Annotated in this window: 16 protein-coding genes; 14 read left to right on the top strand and 2 right to left on the bottom strand. The window is 68.0% G+C overall.

The features are described 5' to 3' along the window. The first annotated feature begins 6 nt into the window (after window positions 1-6). The 12 genes from rsmH to ftsA are packed head-to-tail and all read left to right on the top strand — an operon-like array spanning window position 7 to window position 15351. Entirely contained in the window at window positions 7-1104 is a 1098-nt protein-coding gene (gene rsmH, locus H0523_RS21705) for a 16S rRNA (cytosine(1402)-N(4))-methyltransferase RsmH (protein ID WP_054433497.1), read from the top strand. Continuing rightward, window positions 1104-1394, top strand: a complete 291-nt coding sequence (gene ftsL / locus H0523_RS21700; protein ID WP_054433498.1) for a cell division protein FtsL — start codon at window positions 1104-1106, stop codon at window positions 1392-1394. The genes rsmH and ftsL overlap by 1 nt, the downstream gene beginning before the upstream one ends. Next, a complete protein-coding gene (locus H0523_RS21695; RefSeq protein WP_054433499.1) occupies window positions 1391-3118 on the top strand; it encodes a peptidoglycan D,D-transpeptidase FtsI family protein in 1728 nt (575 codons plus the stop codon). The genes ftsL and H0523_RS21695 overlap by 4 nt, the downstream gene beginning before the upstream one ends. Then, window positions 3115-5979, top strand: a complete 2865-nt coding sequence (murF, locus tag H0523_RS21690) for a bifunctional UDP-N-acetylmuramoyl-L-alanyl-D-glutamate--2,6-diaminopimelate ligase MurE/UDP-N-acetylmuramoyl-tripeptide--D-alanyl-D-alanine ligase MurF (RefSeq protein ID WP_054433500.1) — start codon at window positions 3115-3117, stop codon at window positions 5977-5979. The genes H0523_RS21695 and murF overlap by 4 nt, the downstream gene beginning before the upstream one ends. Then, on the top strand, window positions 5969-7138 hold the full coding sequence (gene mraY, locus H0523_RS21685; RefSeq protein ID WP_006392951.1) for a phospho-N-acetylmuramoyl-pentapeptide-transferase: 1170 nt from the start codon (window positions 5969-5971) through the stop codon (window positions 7136-7138). Before murF ends, mraY begins: the two co-directional genes overlap by 11 nt. Beyond that, window positions 7135-8667: a UDP-N-acetylmuramoyl-L-alanine--D-glutamate ligase gene (murD, locus tag H0523_RS21680; protein ID WP_054433501.1), complete on the top strand. Its 1533-nt coding sequence runs from the start codon at window positions 7135-7137 to the stop codon at window positions 8665-8667. Before mraY ends, murD begins: the two co-directional genes overlap by 4 nt. Beyond that, window positions 8664-9857 carry a putative lipid II flippase FtsW gene (gene ftsW / locus H0523_RS21675; RefSeq protein ID WP_049071387.1) on the top strand — a complete coding sequence of 398 codons (1194 nt, stop codon included), beginning with the start codon at window positions 8664-8666 and terminating at the stop codon, window positions 9855-9857. Before murD ends, ftsW begins: the two co-directional genes overlap by 4 nt. Next, the gene (gene murG, locus H0523_RS21670) at window positions 9854-10933 is read left to right on the top strand and encodes an undecaprenyldiphospho-muramoylpentapeptide beta-N-acetylglucosaminyltransferase (RefSeq protein ID WP_054433502.1); all 1080 of its coding nucleotides are present in this window, start codon (window positions 9854-9856) and stop codon (window positions 10931-10933) included. Before ftsW ends, murG begins: the two co-directional genes overlap by 4 nt. After that, a complete protein-coding gene (gene murC, locus H0523_RS21665; protein ID WP_054433503.1) occupies window positions 10930-12336 on the top strand; it encodes a UDP-N-acetylmuramate--L-alanine ligase in 1407 nt (468 codons plus the stop codon). The genes murG and murC overlap by 4 nt, the downstream gene beginning before the upstream one ends. After that, the gene (locus H0523_RS21660) at window positions 12333-13283 is read left to right on the top strand and encodes a D-alanine--D-alanine ligase (RefSeq protein WP_054433504.1); all 951 of its coding nucleotides are present in this window, start codon (window positions 12333-12335) and stop codon (window positions 13281-13283) included. The genes murC and H0523_RS21660 overlap by 4 nt, the downstream gene beginning before the upstream one ends. Window positions 13284-13295: 12 nt before the next feature. Then, complete coding sequence (locus H0523_RS21655) at window positions 13296-14120, top strand: cell division protein FtsQ/DivIB (protein ID WP_054433505.1); 825 nt, start codon at window positions 13296-13298, stop codon at window positions 14118-14120. A 4-nt stretch (window positions 14121-14124) separates the two neighbouring features. Next, complete coding sequence (ftsA, locus tag H0523_RS21650) at window positions 14125-15351, top strand: cell division protein FtsA (protein WP_006217473.1); 1227 nt, start codon at window positions 14125-14127, stop codon at window positions 15349-15351. Window positions 15352-15429: 78 nt separating this feature from the next. Here ftsA and H0523_RS32330 read toward each other — a convergent pair whose 3' ends face one another. Then, window positions 15430-15654: a hypothetical protein gene (locus H0523_RS32330; RefSeq protein WP_225856768.1), complete on the bottom strand. Its 225-nt coding sequence runs from the start codon at window positions 15652-15654 to the stop codon at window positions 15430-15432. On the opposite strand from H0523_RS32330, the gene ftsZ reads away from it, so the two are divergent. Together ftsZ and lpxC are read left to right on the top strand one after the other, a co-directional pair. Then, window positions 15556-16725, top strand: a complete 1170-nt coding sequence (gene ftsZ, locus H0523_RS21645; protein ID WP_225856733.1) for a cell division protein FtsZ — start codon at window positions 15556-15558, stop codon at window positions 16723-16725. The genes H0523_RS32330 and ftsZ overlap by 99 nt on opposite strands. A 240-nt stretch (window positions 16726-16965) precedes the next feature. Further along, the gene (lpxC, locus tag H0523_RS21640; RefSeq protein ID WP_054433506.1) at window positions 16966-17889 is read left to right on the top strand and encodes a UDP-3-O-acyl-N-acetylglucosamine deacetylase; all 924 of its coding nucleotides are present in this window, start codon (window positions 16966-16968) and stop codon (window positions 17887-17889) included. Window positions 17890-18087: 198 nt separating this feature from the next. Here lpxC and H0523_RS21635 read toward each other — a convergent pair whose 3' ends face one another. Then, window positions 18088-18495 (bottom strand): flagellar hook-length control protein FliK, encoded by a 408-nt coding sequence (locus H0523_RS21635; protein ID WP_006392960.1) that lies wholly within the window; start codon window positions 18493-18495, stop codon window positions 18088-18090. Window positions 18496-18522: the final 27 nt, after the last annotated feature.

Genomic DNA, 18522 nt, shown 5'->3' with positions numbered 1-18522 from the left:
AGAGTTATGGAATTCGAACATCGGCCCGTCCTGCTGGAGCCGACGGTGGACGCGCTGTTGCTGGCCGATTTCGGCGGCAAGGGCGCGGCACGGTCGCAGCCCGGCGACGAGCCGGCCGCGGCTACGCGTGCGGAACGCGGCGTCTTCGTGGACGGCACCTTTGGTCGCGGCGGTCACAGCCGCGAACTGCTTGGCCGCCTGGGCCCGGCGGCGCGCCTGGTGGTGTTCGACAAGGATCCCGAGGCGATCGCGGTAGCCAATGCGTTGGCGGCGGCGGACTCCCGGGTGACGGTGGTGCATGGCGGCTTTGCCACCATGGCCGAAGAATTGCGGCAGCTCGGCATCGAGAAGGTCGATGGCGTGATGCTGGATCTGGGCGTGTCGTCGCCTCAGATCGATGATGCCGAGCGCGGTTTCTCGTTCATGCGGGACGGCCCGCTCGACATGCGGATGGACACCACTCGTGGACCCACGGTGGCGGATTGGCTGGCGCAAGCCAGTGTGGATGAGATGCGGGAGGTCATAGCGGATTATGGCGAAGAACGGTTTGCTTTTCAGGTTGCAAAGGCGATTGCTGCTCGCCGCGCAACAAGGCCGCTGCGCACCACGCTCGAACTTGCCGAGTGCGTCGCCAGCGCCGTCCGCACGCGCGAAAAGGGGCAGCATCCGGCCACACGCACCTTTCAAGCTCTACGGATTTACATCAATCGGGAACTCGAAGAGCTCGCGCGCACCCTCGCGTCAGCTCTAGACCTGCTCGCCCCAGGGGGGAGGTTGGCGGTGATCAGCTTTCATTCGCTTGAAGACCGCATGGTCAAGCAGTGCATCGCGGCGGCGGCTCGTCCGGCCGCCGCGCATGCGCGCCTGCCCCTGCGCGAAAGCGAAATGCCCCAGCCGGTCCTGCGTTCCCTGGGACGCGTGCTGGCCGAGGACGAGGAAGTCTCGGCCAACGCGCGCGCCCGTTCGGCGGTGCTGCGCGTCGCCGAACGCACCGCCACGCCCCTGCCCGCCGAGGGCGGCATGGCGTTCGTGAAGATCGGTTCGCTGCCCGGCAGCGATCTGGCGCCGCCGCCCCGCCGCGGCGGCAAGGGAGGGCGCCGCTGATGGGTCGCGTCAACCTGATCGTTGCGGCTTTGCTGATGCTGTCGGCCATTTCCCTGGTCACCAGCCGGTATCAGTCGCGCCAGCTCTTCGTCGAGCTGGGTCGCGATCAGGCGCAGGCGCGCGACCTGGAAACCAACTGGCGGCGCCTGCAGCTGGAACGCGCCGAGCTGGCGCGCAATGCGCGTGTCGACGTGATCGCGCGCGACAGCCTGAAGATGATTCCCATCGTGCCTGACCGCACGCTGTACCTGAACCAGGCGCCGGTGTCGGCCAACGGAGGTGCCCAATGAAGCGCGTTCCGTTCTTCGACAATCCGGTGCTGCGCGGCCAGCTGCCCACCTGGCGTGCGCGCCTGGTGCTGATCCTGCTGTTCGGCGGTTTCACCGTGCTGGCCGGCCGCGCGCTGTTCCTGCAGGGGCTGTCCACCGAATTCCTGCAGCAGCAGGGCGAGCGCCGCTACGAGCGCACCCTGACGCTGTCCGCCACGCGCGGCAAGATCATGGACCGCAATGGCGCGGTGCTGGCCTCGAGCGTGCCGGCGCGCGCCATCTGGGCCATCCCCGAAGACCTGAAGCAGGTCACGCCCAGCCAGCTGGACTCGCTGGCCAAGCTGCTGGAAACGCCGATCGCCGACCTGCGCCGCCGGGTCGAGGAAGACAAGAACTTCGTCTACCTGAAGCGCCAGGTCTCGATGGACGTGGCCGACAAGATCAAGCAGCTCGGCCTGCCGGGCGTGCACCAGCAGCCCGAGACCCGCCGCTACTACCCGGACGGCGACGTGATGGCCCACGTGGTGGGTTTCAACAGCGTCGAGGACCAGGGGCAAGAAGGCGTCGAACTGACCTTCAACCAGCAATTGTCGGGCCGCCCGGGCAGCCGCCGCGTCATCAAGGACCGGCTCGGCCGCGTCATCGAGGACGTGCAGGCCGTGACGCTGCCGGTGGACGGCCGGGATCTGCGCCTGTCGATCGATACCCGCCTGCAGTACCTGGTGTTCAAGGAACTGAAGGACGCCATGGACAAGCACCAGGCCAAGGGCGCCACCGCCGTGGTCGTGGACGTCCACACCGGCGAGATCCTGGCGCTGGCCAACGTGCCGACCTTCGATCCGAACAAGCGCGAGACCTTTCACGGCGCCAACCTGCGCAACCAGGCCATCACCGACACGTTCGAGCCCGGCTCGATCATGAAGCCGTTCACCGCCGCGCTGGCGCTGGACCTGGGCCGCATCACCACCTCGACCCTGTTCGAGACCGGCAACGGCCGCTTCACCTACCAGGGCAGCACGATCAGCGACGTCAGCCGCAACGGCACGCTGGACGTGGCCGGCGTGCTGCGCAAGTCCAGCAACATCGGCATGACGATGATCTCCGAGAAGCTGGAATCCCGTGAAATGTGGGATCGCTTCACCGAACTGGGCCTGGGCCAGGCGCCCCAGGTGGGATTCCCCGGCGCGGCCCCCGGCCGCCTGCGTCCCTGGGACCGCTGGCGCCTGATCGAGAAGGCCACCATGGCCTACGGCTACGGCCTGTCTGTGTCGCTGCTGCAGGTGGCGCGCGCCTACACCGTGTTCGCGCGCAACGGCGACATGGTGTCGCTGACCCTGGTCAAGCGCGACAGCGATCCGACCAGCGTCAAGATCTATACGCCCAAGACCACCGCGCTGGTGCGCGGCATGCTGGAAGCGGCCGCCGGCCCGGAAGGCACCAAGGCCGCCCAGGTCCAGGGCTACCGCGTGGCCGGCAAGAGCGGCACCGCGCGCAAGATCGTCGACGGCAAGTACAGCATGCAGCGCTACCGCAGCTCGTACGTGGGCTTTGCCCCGGTGTCCGATCCCAAGATCGTGGTGGCCGTCTCGATCGACGAGCCCACGGTCGGCGGCTATTACGGCGGCGCGATCGCCGCGCCCGTGTTCTCCCATATCGTTGGCGGGAGTCTGCGGCTGATGGGGGTGCGGCCGGACGCGCCCTTCGAATCGACAATTGTTGCTGGTATCAAGGAGCCAGGCAGATGAGCGCCAAAGGCTTCCTCTCATCCCCCGCCGCCACGGTCGAACAAGCCGTGGCGTGGTTGCATTCGCGCGTGTCGTTGACCGCGCACCTGAAGCTGGACTCCCGCGAGATCGAGCCGGGCGATGTGTTCGTCGCCTGCCCGGGGCTGTCCAGCGATGGCCGTCTATATATAGAGAAGGCGTTGGCGCTGGGCGCCAGCGCGGTGTTGTTCGAAGCGCCCGCGACCGAGGCCATCGAGGCCGCGGCGGCCGCTGGCGATACGCCGATGTTGCCGGTGACCGGCCTGCGCGCCCTGCTGGGCGAGCTGGGCGACACCTGGTACGGCCGGCCGTCGTCGGCGCTGGCCGTGGTGGCCGTGACCGGCACCAACGGCAAGACCTCGTCGGTGCAATGGATCGCCCACGCGCTGGGCCGCAACGACAAGCCCTGCGGCACCATCGGCACCCTGGGCGCCGTGCTGCCCGACGGGCAGACGCTGGGCGGCAGCCTCACGACCCCCGACGTGCTGACCGTGCACCGCCTGCTGGCCGCCATGCGCGACGCCGGCGCCAAGGCGGTGGCGATGGAGGCGTCGTCGATCGGTATCGAGCAGGGCCGCATGGACGGCGTGCGGGTGGCGCTGGCCGCCTACACCAACCTGACCCGCGATCATCTCGACTATCACGGCACCATGGAACGCTACGAGGCCGCCAAGGCGCGCCTGTTCCGCTGGCCCGGCCTGAGCGCCGCGGTGGTGAACGCCGACGACGAAGCCGGCCGCCGCCTGATCGCTTCGCTGCCGTCCGACCTGTCGGTGATGGGCTACAGCCTAAGCGCGGATCCGGCGATTCCGGCCGCGATGCGCGCGCGTGACCTGCAGGCCACCGCGCAAGGACAGATCTTCACCCTGGTGTCGCCGCATGGCGAGGCGCAGATCGTGACGCGCCTGCTGGGGGCGCACAACGTCTCCAACCTGCTGCTGGTGGCGGGCGTGCTGTACAAGCTGGGCCTGCCGTTCGCGCAGATCGCGCGTGAGCTGGCCGCGACCGATCCGGTCGATGGCCGCCTGCAGACGGTGGAACCCGTTGCCGCCAGCACCCAGGCCAATGCCGGCCGCGGCGCGCTGGTGGTGGTCGACTATGCCCATACGCCCGACGCGCTGGCGCGCGCGCTGACCGCGCTGCGTCCGGTGGCGCAGGCGCGCGCCGGCCGCCTGGTGTGCGTGTTCGGCTGCGGCGGCGAGCGCGATCCGGGCAAGCGTCCGGAAATGGGCCGCATCGCCGCCGAGCTGGCCGATCACGTGGTGGTGTCGAGCGACAACCCCCGCAGCGAATCGCCCGAGGCCATCGTGGCGCAGATCCTGGCGGGCATTCCGGCCGAGGCTGGCGCCGACGTCCAGGTCGACCGCGCCCGCGCCATCATGCAGACCGTCTGGGCCAGCGCGCCTGAAGACGTGGTGCTGCTGGCGGGCAAGGGTCACGAAACCTACCAGGACATCGGCGGCGAGAAACTGCCGTTCGATGACCGTGAGTGGGCGCGGCTGGCGCTGCTGCTGCCGTTGGTCAAGGGCGTGTCGACGGACACCCGGCGCATCGGCGCCGGCGAGCTGTTCGTGGCGTTGGTGGGCGACAACTTCGACGCCCACAACTACCTGGACCAGGCCGCCGAGCGTGGCGCCTGCGCCGCGGTGGTGGCGCATGCCGTGCCGGATTCGACCCTGCCGCAACTGGTGCTGGGCGATACCCGCGTGGCGCTGATGCGCATCGGCGCGGCCTGGCGCGCCCGCTTCACGCTGCCTGTGGTGGCGGTGACCGGCAGCAACGGCAAGACCACCACCAAGGAAATGATCTCGGCCATGCTGGCGGGTTGGCGCGGCGAGGCGGGCCGCCTGGCGACCGCCGGCAACCTGAACAACGACATCGGCGTGCCGCTGACGCTGCTGCGCCTGCGTCCGGAACATCGCGCCGCCGTGTTCGAGCTCGGCATGAACCATCCGGGCGAGATCGCCCAGCTGGCCGCCATCGCGGCGCCGAGCGTGGCGCTGGTGACCAATGCCCAGCGCGAACACCAGGAATTCATGCACACCGTGGAAGCGGTGGCGCTGGAAAACGGCGCCGCCATCGCGGCGCTGCCGGCGGACGGCGTGGCCGTCTATCCCGGCGACGAGCCCTACGCGGCGATCTGGGACAAGCTGGCCGCGCCGCGCCGCGCGCTGCGTTTTGGCCTGCAGCCCGGTCTGGATGTCTATGCCGAGCAGATCCTGGCGGACGTCGATTCGACGCGCTGCCGCGTGGTGACGCCGATGGGCAGCGCCGACCTGACGCTGCCGGTGCCCGGCGTGCACAACCTGCGCAATGCGCTGGCGGCGATCGCCAGCGCCATCGCCGCGGGCGCGCCGCTCGATGTCGCCGTGCGGGCGCTGGCCGGTTTCAGCCCGGTCGCGGGCCGCATGCAGCACAAGAAATTGAGTGACGGAACGTTGCTCATTGATGACACCTACAATGCCAACCCCGACTCGGTTCGCGTGGCCATCGATGTGCTGGCCCGCATGGCCGGCACGCGTGTCCTGGTACTGGGCGACATGGGCGAGGTCGGGGACAACGGCCCCGCCATGCATGAAGAGGTGGGCAATTACGCGCGCGAGCTTGGCCTCGATGCGCTCATCACGCTAGGCGATGCCAGCCGGGCGGCCGCTGCCGCCTACGGCACGGGCGCGCACGCCTGCGCATCGGTAGACGAAGTCGTTGCCGCATTGCGCGGCCTGCGCGCGTCCTGCGTATTGATAAAGGGATCGCGCTTTATGCGCATGGAGCGGGTAGTGACGGCTTTTATTTCCAATGACGGACAAGCGTCCAAGGGGCAGGGGGACAACCATGCTGCTTGAGATCGCCCGTCTGCTTTCCGATGATGTGCGCGCGCTGGGCGTGTTCGAGTACATCACGCTGCGCGCGGTGCTGGCGTGCGCCACGGCGTTGCTGATCGGCCTGGTGGCCGGTCCGCGCGTGATCCGCAAGCTGACCGAGATGAAGATCGGCCAGGCCGTGCGTTCGTACGGTCCGGAAACCCACCTGGTCAAGACCGGCACCCCCACCATGGGCGGCGTGCTGATCCTGATTTCCATCGCCATCAGCACGTTGTTGTGGGCTGACTGGACCAACCGTTTCGTGTGGGTGGTGCTGCTGGTGACGTTCGGCTTTGGCTGGATCGGCTGGATGGACGATTACCGCAAGGTGGTCTATCGCGATCCGGAAGGCATGCCGGCGCGCCAGAAGTTCTTCTGGCAGGCGACCATCGGCCTGGTGGCCGCGGTCTATCTGGCGTTCGCCGTGTCGGCGCCCGCCAACACCGAACTGTGGCCGCTCTTCAAAGCCTGGGTGGGAAGCGGCTTCACGATGTCGCTGCCGACGCGCGCCGACCTGATCGTGCCGTTCTTCAAGACCGTCAGCTATCCGCTGGGCGTGCTCGGCTTCGTGGCGCTGACCTGGGCCGTGATCGTCGGCACCAGCAACGCCGTCAACCTGACCGACGGCCTCGATGGCCTGGCGATCATGCCCACCGTGATGGTCGGCAGCGCGCTCGGCATCTTCGCCTACGTGGTCGGCCGCGTCGACTATTCGAAGTACCTGCTGTTTCCGTACATCCCCGGCGCATCGGAACTGATGGTGCTGTGCGCGGCGATCGGCGGCGCGGGGCTGGCATTTTTGTGGTTCAACGCGTATCCGGCGCAGGTCTTCATGGGTGACGTCGGCGCGCTGGCGCTGGGCGGCGCGCTGGGCACCATCGCGGTCATCGTGCGCCAGGAGATCGTGCTGTTCATCATGGGCGGCGTGTTCGTGGTCGAGACCCTGTCGGTGATGATCCAGGTGACGTGGTTCAAGTACACCAAGCGACGTTATGGAACAGGTCGACGCATATTCCGCATGGCGCCGCTGCATCATCACTTTGAAGTGGGCGGCTGGAAGGAAACCCAGGTGGTCGTGCGTTTCTGGATCATCAGCATGATGCTGGTGCTGATTGGCCTCTCAACCCTGAAGTTGCGATGAATACGATGGAAACCTCCCGCGCCGATGCGCCGCTCGTCCTGATCCTCGGATTGGGCGAGTCGGGTGTCGCCGCCGCACGCTGGAGCGCCCGCCAGGGCGCCCGCCTGCGGGTGGCCGACACGCGCGCGGAGCCGGGCGGCCTGGCGGCGCTGCAAGACGCGCTGGCGCAGGCCGAGGTGGAATACCGCCTCGGCTGCGACACGTCTTTCGATGTCGCGCTGCTGGACGGCGTGGACCAGGTCGTCATCAGCCCGGGACTGGCGCCCGAAGGCGCGCCGGCCGGCGATCTGCTGCGCGAGGCCAAGGCCCGCGGCATCGAAGTCATCGGCGAGATCGAATTGTTTGCGCGGGCGCTGGCCGAGCTGGCCGAGACCCGTGAATACCGCCCGCGCGTGCTGGCGGTGACCGGCACCAACGGCAAGACCACTGTCACCGCGCTGACGCGCGACCTGCTCGAGGCCAGCGGCCTGTCGGTGCTGGCCGCGGGCAACATCAGCCCGGCCGCGCTGACCGCGCTGATGGGGGCGCTGGACGCCGACGACCTGCCGCAGGCGTGGGTGCTGGAACTGTCGAGTTTCCAGCTCGAGACCTCGTACACGCTGATGGCTGATGCCGCCGTCGTGCTCAACGTGACGCAGGATCACCTGGACTGGCACGGCGGCATGGACGCCTACGCCCGCGCCAAGGCGCGCCTGCTGAAGATGGCGCGCATCGCCATCGTCAACCGCGACGATCCGTATACCGTGGACATGGTGCCGTCGCTGGACGCCATGCCCGTGCGCAGTTTCGGCCGCGACGTGCCGGCGCTGGTCGGCGACATGGGCCTGGAGCTGGGCCAGGGCGTGGCCTGGCTGGTGGCGGCCGAGCCGGTCGATTTCGACGAACCCGTGGCGCCCGTGCGCCGCAAGAAGGATGCGCCGGAGCCGGTGCGCGCCAAGGGCCGCATGAGCCGCCTGATGCCGGTCGATGCGCTGCGCATCCGCGGCATCCACAATGCCTTGAACGCGCTGGCCGCCTTGCAGCTTGCGCGCTGCCTGGACCTGGGTTGGGGCGCCATGCTGCGCACCCTGCGCGAGTACGCGGGCGAGCCGCATCGCGCCGCCTTCGTGCGCAACATCGGCGGCGTCGACTACATCAATGACAGCAAGGGCACCAACGTTGGCGCCACCGTGGCCGCGCTCGAAGGCCTGGGCCAGCCGGTGGTGCTGATCGCCGGGGGGCTGGGCAAGGGGCAGGACTTCTCGCCGCTGATCCCGGGGGTGTCGCGCCATGCGCGCGCGGTGCTGCTGATCGGCCAGGACGGTCCCGAGATCGGCCGCGTGCTGGCCGCGACCGGCGTCGACTGCATCGCCGTGGACTCGCTGCGCGACGCGGTGCGCCGCGCCGCCGACCTGGCGCAGCCCGGCGACGCCGTGCTGTTGTCGCCCGCCTGCGCCAGCATGGACATGTTCCGCAATTACCCGCATCGCGGGCAAGTGTTCGTGGAAGAGGTCGAAGACCTGGCCCGCGACCGGGGAGAGGTGGCATGAGCCTGATCGCCGATCTCACCGCCAGCGTCAACGCCGTACGGCCCGGCCGTACCCGCATGCGCAATTTCGACATGCCGCTCGCGATTGCGGCGTCGACCTTGCTGCTGCTCGGCCTGCTGATGGTGTATTCGGCGTCGATCGCGCTGGCCGACGGCCCGCGCTATGCCTCCTATGGCCGCTACTACTTCGTGATCCGCCATGGCCTGTTCATCAGCGCCGGCCTGGTGGCGGGCGCGGTCGTGCTGGCGATTCCGATCCGCGTCTGGCAGCGCCTGGCGGTGCCGATGTTCGTGGTCGCGATGGTGTTGCTGGTGGCGGTGCTGATTCCGGGCATCGGCCGCGAGGTCAACGGCGCGCACCGCTGGATCCCGCTGGGTCCGCTGAATTTCCAGCCGTCCGAATTGATGAAGCTGGCCGCGCTGCTCTACGCCGCCGATTACACGGTGCGCAAGCAGGAACACATGCAGGCCTTTGCCCGCGGCTTCCTGCCGATGGCGTTCGCGCTGGCCGGCGTCGGCATGCTGCTGCTGCTCGAGCCCGACCTGGGCGCCTTCATGGTGATCGTGGCGATCGCGATCGGCATCCTGTTCCTGGGCGGCATCAACGGCAAGTACTTCAGCAGCCTGCTGGCGGTGCTGGTCAGCACCTTCCTGATGCTGATCTGGCTGTCGCCGTGGCGCCGCGCGCGCCTGTTCGCCTACCTGGATCCCTGGAACGAAGACAACGCCTACGGCAGCGCCTACCAGCTGTCGCATTCGCTGATCGCCCTGGGCCGCGGCGAATGGCTGGGCGTGGGCCTGGGCGCCAGCGTCGAGAAATTGCACTACCTGCCCGAAGCGCATACCGACTTCCTGATGGCGGTGGTGGGCGAGGAACTGGGTTTCGCCGGCGTGATGCTGGTGATCACGCTGTTCGCCATCATCGTCTATCGCGGCTTCGACATCGGCCGCCAGGCCATCGCCATGGAACGCACCTTCGCGGGCCTGGTGGCGCATGGCGTGGCGATGTGGTTCGGGGTGCAGGCCTTCATCAACATGGGCGTGTGCCTGGGACTGCTGCCGACCAAGGGCCTGACGCTGCCGCTGATGAGCTATGGCGGTTCGGGCGTGGTGATGAACCTGTGCGCCCTGGCCATGCTGATACGGGTGGATGTGGAAAGCCGCATCATGATGCGCGGAGGACGGGTATGACCGCCGCGTCGCGCACCATCCTGATCATGGCCGGCGGCACCGGCGGCCACATCATGCCCGGCCTGGCCGTGGCCGATGTGCTGCGCCAGCGTGGCTGGCGCGTGCTGTGGCTGGGCAACCCGGACAAGATGGAAGGCAAGCTGGTGCCGCCGCGCGGCATCGAGCTGGTGCCGCTGCGTTTCGCCGGCGTGCGCGGCAAGGGCGTGACGGCGCTGCTGAAGCTGCCGTTCCTGCTGGTGCGCGCCTTCGCCCAGGCCTGGGCGCGGCTGTCGTCGGTGCGCCCGGACGTGGTGCTGGGCATGGGCGGCTATGTCGCCTTCCCCGGCGGCGTCATCGCGACGCTGCGCGGCACGCCGCTGGTGGTGCATGAGCAGAACGCGGTGGCCGGCACCGCCAACAAGTGGCTGGCCAGGATGGCGCGCCGCGTGTTGAGCGGCTTCCCCGGCGTGCTGCCCAAGGGCGAAGCCATGGGCAACCCGGTGCGCGCCGACCTGTGCGCCTTGCCCGATCCGGCGCAGCGCTATGCCGGCCGTGGCGGTCCGCTGCGGCTGCTGGTGGTGGGCGGCAGCCTGGGCGCCCAGGCGCTCAATACCGCCGTGCCGCAAGCGCTGGCGCGCCTGCCGCAGGAAAGCCGTCCGGTGGTGGTGCACCAGGCGGGCGAACAACATCTGCCGGCGCTGCAGCAGGCCTACGCCCAGGCGGGCGTGGCGGCCGACTGCCGCGCCTTCATCGATGACATGGCCGGCGCCATGGGCGATGCCGACCTGCTGGTCTGCCGCGCGGGCGCCATGACGGTGTCCGAAGTGGCCGCCGTCGGCGTGGCGGCGCTGTTCGTGCCGCTGCCGCATGCCATCGATGACCACCAAACCGCCAACGCGCGCTTCCTGAGCGACGCGCAGGCCGCATGGCTGCAGCCGCAGAACGTCTTCAGCCCCGAGTGGCTGGCGGACTGGCTGGGCCAGCGTACCCGTCAAGAACTGCAAGCCGTCGCAGAACGGGCCCGCGCGCATGCGCACCCGGATGCGGCGGCGCATATCGCCGACGTCTGTGAACAAGCAGCGGGGCGTTCATCATGAAACACAGAATCCAGCATATCCATTTCGTAGGCATCGGCGGTTCCGGCATGAGCGGCATCGCCGAGGTGCTGCTCAACCTGGGCTACACCATCAGCGGCTCCGACCTGAACGAGTCGGCCGTGACGCGCCGCCTAGCCGGCCTGGGCGTGAACATCGCCATCGGCCACGTCGCCAGCAACGTCACCGGCGCCGGCGCCATCGTCACGTCGACCGCGGTGGCGGGCGACAACCCCGAAGTCATCGCGGCCCGCGCCGCGCGCATTCCGGTGGTGCCGCGCGCCATCATGCTGGCCGAGCTGATGCGCCTGAAGCGCGGCATCGCGGTGGCCGGCACGCATGGCAAGACCACCACCACCAGCCTGGTGGCCAGCATCCTGGCCGCGGGCGACCTGGACCCGACCTTCGTGATCGGCGGGCGCCTGAATTCGGCCGGCGCCAATGCGCGGCTGGGGCAGGGCGACTACATCGTGGTCGAGGCCGACGAGTCCGACGCCTCGTTCCTGAACCTGCTGCCGGTGATGGCCATCGTGACCAACATCGACGCGGATCACATGGATACCTACGGCCACGACGTGGCCCGCCTCAAGAGCGCGTTCATCGAATTCACCCAGCGCCTGCCGTTCTACGGCAGCGCGGTGCTCTGCACCGACGACGCCAACGTGCGCGAGATCATGCCGTTCGTGTCGCGCCCCATCACCTCCTACGGCCTGAACGAAGACGCGATGGTGCGCGGCTACGAAGTGCAGGCCGACGGCACGCGCATGCGCTTCAACGTGCAGCGCAGCCACCGCGACACGCTGCTGCCGCCGCTGCAGGTGGAACTGAACCTGCCGGGCCTGCACAACGTGCGCAACGCGCTGGCGGCGATCGCCGTGGCGACCGAGCTGGGCGTGGCCGATGACGCCATCTGCGACGCGTTGGCCTCGTTCAAGGGCGTGGGCCGCCGCTTCACGCAGACGGGCGAATTCCCGGTGCCGGCCGCGCATGGCGGCGGCACCTTCACGGTGATCGACGACTATGGCCACCACCCGGTGGAAATGGCCGCCACGCTGGCCGCCGCCCGCGGCGCCTGGCCCGACCGCCGCATCGTGCTGGCGTTCCAGCCGCACCGCTACACGCGCACCCGCGACTGTTTCGAGGACTTCGTGCGCGTGCTGGGCACGGCCGACGCGGTGCTGTTGACCGAGGTCTATTCGGCCGGCGAGCCGCCGCTGGTGGCCGCCGACGGCCGCGCCCTGTCGCGCGCCCTGCGCGTGGCCGGCAAGGTGGAACCGGTGTTCGTCGAGGACGTGGCCGACCTGCCGCAGGCGGTGCTCGATTTCGTTCGCGACGGCGACGTGGTGATCGTCATGGGGGCGGGCTCGATCAGCAAGGTCCCGGCCCAAGTTGGAGAATTGGCATGAGCGCGAAATTCGGCAAGGTGGGTGTGTTGTACGGCGGCCGTTCCGCCGAACGCGAAGTGTCCCTGATGTCCGGGGCCGGCGTGCACCAGGCGCTGCTCAGCGCGGGCGTCGACGCGCACCTGTTCGACACGGGCGAACGCAGCCTGGCCGAGCTGGCCGCCGAAGGCTTCGAGCGCGTCTTCATCGCGCTGCACGGCCGCTTCGGCGAAGACGGCTCGATCCAGGGCGCGCTGGAATTGCTGGGCATTCCCTACACCGGCAGCGGCCCGCTGGCTTCGGCGCTGGCCATGGATAAGACCATGACCAAGCGCGTCTGGCTGCAGCATGGCCTGCCCACGCCGGAATTCGAATTGCTGGACGCCGACACCGAACTGCGCTTGGTGCCGGACCGCCTGAGCCTGCCGCTCATCATCAAGCCGCCGCATGAGGGTTCGACCGTGGGCATCACCAAGGTGGTGGGCTATTCCGACATGAAGGACGCCTACGCCCTGGCCGCCAAGTTCGATGCCGAAGTGCTGGCCGAACAGTTCATCCAGGGCCGCGAGCTGACCGTGGCGGTGCTGGGCGGCGGCAAGACCGCGCGCGCGCTGCCGGTGATCGAGATCGCCGCGCCGGGTGGCAACTACGACTACGAGCACAAGTACTTCTCCGACGACACGCAGTACTTCTGCCCGGCGGCGCTGCCGCCGGCCGTGGCCGAGGAAGTCGCCGACATCGCGGTGCGCGCCTATCGCGCGCTGGGTTGTGAAGGCTGGGGCCGCGCCGACTTCATGCTGGACGCCGACAACCGCCCCTGGCTGCTTGAAATGAATACCTCGCCCGGCATGACCAGCCATTCGCTGGTGCCGATGGCGGCCCGCGCCACCGGCATGAGCTATGCCGAGCTGTGCGTGGCGATCTTGGCCGACGCCTCGTGCAAGTTGCACAGCGCCGCACGTAATACTTGACCCGGACATTCTGTGTGGAACGACGCTCGCACGACCAACCTGATCGCCAACACGCTTGCCGTGCTGGCGGTCTGCGCCATGCTCCTGGCGGGCGTGGTGTGGGTGGCGCAGCGTCCGTACTTCACGCTGTCGGCGATCGAGCTGGAGTCCACGCCGGACACCGAGCTGCACTATGTCTCGCCGGGCGCGGTGCGCGCGGCGATCGCGGGGCGCTTCAAGGGCAACTTCTTCACGGTGGACCTGGACGACGCGCGCGAGATCTTCGAGTCGGTGCCGTGGGTGCGCCATGCCACCGTGCGGCGGATCTGGCCCAATGTGCTGCGCGTGCGCATCGAGGAGCAGCAGCCGCTGGCGCTGTGGAACGAGAACCAGATGATCAACACCTGGGGCGAGGCGTTCACGGCCAACACGGGCGAGGTGGACGACGAGACGGTGTTGCCGCAGTTCTCCGGGCCCGAGGGCACCGAGTCGCTGGTGGTGCAACGCTACGCCGAACTGGCGCGCTGGTTCGCGCCGCTCGATATGCATGTCAAGCAGCTGGAGCTGAGTCCGCGCTACGCCTGGCGCGTGGTGCTGTCCAACGGCATGCTGCTGGACCTGGGCCGCGATCCGGGCGCCGATGCGCCGGATCCGCACGGCCTGCCCGGCGCGCTGCCGTTCGCGGCGCGCATTCAACGTTTCGTGCAGGCCTGGCCCGCCGTGGCGGGGCGCCTGGAAGGGCGCACCATCACGCAGGCCGACCTGCGCTATCCCAATGGTTTCGCCCTGGCGCTGGCCCCGTTGCCTCCGTCAGCAAACAAACCCAAATCCACACCGAAACCTCCCAAGAAACGCTAACGCCATGACCCGTGACATCAAGGACCTTATCGTCGCCCTCGATATCGGCACCAGCAAGGTGGTGGCTGTGGTGGCTGAAATCCTGCCCGAAGGGCGATTCGAAGTGCTCGGCCTCGGCCAGCATGAATCGCGCGGCATGCGCAAGGGCGTGGTCGTCAATATCGAGACCACTGTGAATTCGATTCAGCGCGCGCTTGAAGAAGCCGAGCTGATGGCGGATTGCAAGATCCGCGACGTCTACACCGGCATCGCCGGCAGCCATATCCGCAGCTTCAATTCCAGCGGCATGGTCGCCGTGAAGGACAAGGAAGTCACCGCCACCGACGTCGCCCGCGTCATCGAGACCGCCAAGGCGGTGAACATCCCGACCGACCAGCAGGTGCTGCACGTGCTGACGCAGGAGTTCATCGTCGACGGCCAGGAAGACATCCGCGAGCCCATCGGCATGAGCGGCCTGCGCCTGGAAGTGCGCGTGCACATCGTGACCGGCGCCGTCAGCGCCGCGCAGAACATCGTCAAGTGCGTGCGCCGCTGCGGACTGGAAGTGCAGGACCTGATCCTGCAGCCGCTGGCCTCGAGCCTGGCCGTGCTGACCGCGGACGAAAAGGAACTGGGCGTCGTGCTGGTGGATATCGGCGGCGGCACCACCGACGTGGCGATCTTTACCGGCGGCGCGATCCGCCACACCGCCGTGCTGCCGATCGCCGGCGACCAGATCACCAACGACATCGCGGCCATGCTGCGCACGCCGACGCCCGATGCCGAGGAAATCAAGCTGCGCTACGGCGTGGCCAAGCAGGTGCTGGCCAGCCCGGATGAGTCAGTGGAAGTGCCGGGCCTGGGCGACCGCGGCCCGCGCCAGGTCAAGCGCCAGGCGCTGGGCGCCGTGATCGAGCCGCGCGTCGAAGAACTGTTCACGCTGGTGCAGCAGGTGGTGCGCGACTCCGGCTACGAGGACCTGCTGGCGTCCGGCGTGGTGCTGACCGGCGGCTCGGCGCAATTGCCCGGCATGATCGAACTGGCCGAGGACGTGTTCCTCAAGCCGGTGCGCGTGGCGGTGCCCGAATACGAAGGCAGCCTGGCCGACGTGATGCGCAATCCGCGCTTCTCGACCGTGATGGGCCTGCTGCAGGAAGCGCGCATGCAGCGTGTGCGTGGCCGCAAGGTGGCCGCGCAGACCGGCAATTTCAAGAGCCTGCTGGCGCGCATGAAGGAATGGTTTATGAATTGAAGAGGGGGGCAGGTTGGGGCCTGCTCCTTGGCACGATCCGCAGCGGTAGGGCGGGCCGGGCCAGAAAGGGGAGGCGTCTCAAACCCGTTGCGGACCAAAGCAGTCGGCTTCGGCTTTGAGGCGATTCACAAAATATAGGTTGTTGGGGAATTTTTGTGATTTGCAAATCGGACTTGTGAGGGAGTCATCATGATGAACTTTGAGATGCTTGAGAACAACACCAAAGGGACCGTAATCAAGGTCGTTGGTGTGGGCGGTGCGGGCGGCAATGCCGTCGCGCACATGATTCGCAGCGGCGTGCACGGCGTGGATTTCATCTGCGCCAACACCGATGCGCAGGCACTGGCGGCGACCAACGCCCCGGTGCAGATCCGCCTGGGCCGCACCGGCCTGGGCGCGGGCGCCAAGCCCGAACAAGGCCGCGCGTCGGCCGAAACCGCGCGTGAAGAGATCCGTGCCGCCCTGAACGGCGCGCACATGGTCTTCATCACCGCGGGCATGGGCGGCGGCACCGGCACGGGCGCAGGTCCGGTCGTGGCCGAAGTCGCCAAGGAGCTGGGCATTCTGACGGTGGGCGTGGTCACCAAGCCCTTCACGTTCGAAGGCAACAAGCGCCTGAAGATGGCCGAGGACGGCATCGCCGAACTGGCCAAGCACGTGCATTCGCTCATCGTGGTGCTCAACGAGAACCTGTATGAACTGATGGACGAGGACGCGACGCAGGAAGACTGCTTCCGTTCGGCCGACGACATCCTGCACAACGCTTGCGCGGGTATCGCCGAAATCATCAACGTCGAAGGCAACGTCAACGTCGACTTCGAAGACGTCAAGACGATCATGGGCGAGCAGGGCCAGGCCATGATGGGCACGGCATCGGCTTCGGGCGCTGACCGCGCCCGCGTCGCCGCCGAGCACGCCATTGCCTGCCCGCTGCTGGAAGGCGTGGACCTGAACGGCGCGCGCGGCGTGCTGGTCAACATCACCGCCAGCCGCTCGCTGAAGATGCGCGAAACGCGCGAAATCATGGAAACGATCCGCAGCTACGCTTCGGACGACGCGACCGTGATCTTCGGCACCGCCTACGACGAATCGATGGGTGAAAACCTGCGCGTGACTGTGGTTGCGACCGGCCTGGGCCGTGCGCAGGCGCGTCCGCAACTGGTGCAGACCACCGCTGAAGTGCTGCGCACCGGCACCGACAACATGCCCATGGGCACGATGCCGGCCGCCGGTCAGGGTGATTACCGCAATCTGGACATGCCGTCTGTCATGCGCAACCCGCGCAGCCAGGCATCGGCCCAGGTGCGCGCGCTGGAAAGCTCGGGCATGGATCATTTCGACATCCCGGCGTTCCTGCGTAAGCAGGCGGATTGAACCTGGAGCCTGGTTTCAGGCTCTACATGCACTCCCTCATCTCCGGCTTGCCTGTCCCCGCAGGCAAGCCGGAGGCGGAGCGGCCCGTGTTTCCCTTGCACGGCTTGAATAGGGGACGGTTTTATCGGTCGGTCCTGACGCTTTGATGGCGTTGAGAACCGGACAGAGTTACAATACGTCAGTTACGCCGGCAATCTCTTGTCATCTTGCCGGCTTCCTGGCTCAAAATACCTTAGTCTCATGTTCCGACAGCGCAGCATTCAGAATCTCGTCCGCACGACAGGCGTCGGCGTCCACTCCGGACGGCGGGTCGAGCTCACCCTGCGCCCGGCGGCGCCCAATACGGGCATCGTGTTCCACCGCGTCGATCTGCCCGAAGTCGTCGACCTGCCCGCGCAGGCCACCGGCGTGGGCGATACGCGCATGGCCTCGGTGCTGCAGCAGGGCAACGTGCGCGTGTCCACGGTGGAACATCTCATGTCGGCGCTGGCCGGCCTGGGCATTGACAACCTGCATATCGACCTCACTGCCGAAGAAGTCCCCATCATGGACGGCAGTGCGGCAACCTTCGTGTACCTGTTGCGCTCGGCGGGCATCGTCGAGCAGAACGCGCCGAAGCAGTTCATCCGCGTGTTGAAGACGGTGGAAGTGCGCGAGGGCGAAGGCCGCAACGAGAAGTGGGCCCGGCTCGAACCCCATGAAGGGTACGCGCTGGCCTTCTCGATCGACTTCCGCCATCCCGCCATCGACTCGACCGCGAATTTCGCCGAAATCGATTTCGCCACCCATTCGTACGTGCGCGAGATCGCGCGCGCCCGCACCTTCGGCTTCGTCAACGAAGTCGAGGCGCTGCGCTCGATGGGCCTGGCCCGCGGCGGCAGCCTGGACAACGCCATCGTCATGGACGAATACCGGGTGTTGAACAGCGACGGCCTGCGCTACGACGACGAATTCGTGAAGCACAAGATCCTGGACGCCATCGGCGACCTGTATCTGCTGGGCAAGCCGCTTGTGGCGCGCTACGTGGCGTGCAAGTCGGGCCACGGCCTGAACAACCAGCTGGCGCGCGCGCTGCTGGCGCAGCGCGACGCCTGGGAACTGGTGACCTACGAATCGCAAGCCGAAGCGCCGCAGGCGTTCCGGCACGAATGGCAGCTGGCCTGAGGCTGGTCTGTCGTCGCTGATGGCCGGTGCGCCGGGGACAGTCCCCGGCTGACATCCGGCCATTTTCATTGGATGGCGCCGGTCGCCATCCTTGTGCCCGCCAGCGCCGTCCAGGTGCAATCCGCGGGGCGCGCCACACCCGGACATCGGTCCGAAGGCGCCATCCCGATGGCGGGCGTCCGGACAAGTCCGGTTATCTCAGCTACCCTTGTGGTGCTTCAATAGCTTGGCGACCGCGTCGGCCAGCGGGCCGGGGCGCAGGTTGTCGTGCAGGGTCTCGAAGGCGCCCAGCGCGGTTGTTCCGAGCGGCTGGGCCTCCTTGGGCGGCAGCGGCTTGCGGGCGCCGGGCTTGGGCAGGCCGGCTTGTACCTTCACCGCAATTTCGTTAAGGTTCCAGCCTTGGTCCGCCAAGGCCTGCGCGATGCGCGGGGCCAATTGACGCATCTTCGCCGCGTGCGCGGCACTGGGCACCACCAGTTGAAGGCGCTGGTTTTCCAGCTTGCCGACCTGGCAGACGGAGCCCAACGGGGCGGGCAGGATCGCCGCCACCGCATATTGGATTTGCAAGTGCTTGCGGGCGGTCGCCAGTACCCCGGCGCCCCGCATGTCATGACCCAGCCATCCCAGGGCGGT

It is taken from the genome of Achromobacter insuavis (assembly GCF_902859645.1).
Classification (GTDB): Bacteria; Pseudomonadota; Gammaproteobacteria; order Burkholderiales; family Burkholderiaceae_B; genus Achromobacter; species Achromobacter insuavis.
The sequence above is the reverse complement of the archived record's forward strand: the minus strand, read 5'-3'. Positions and strand labels throughout refer to the sequence as shown.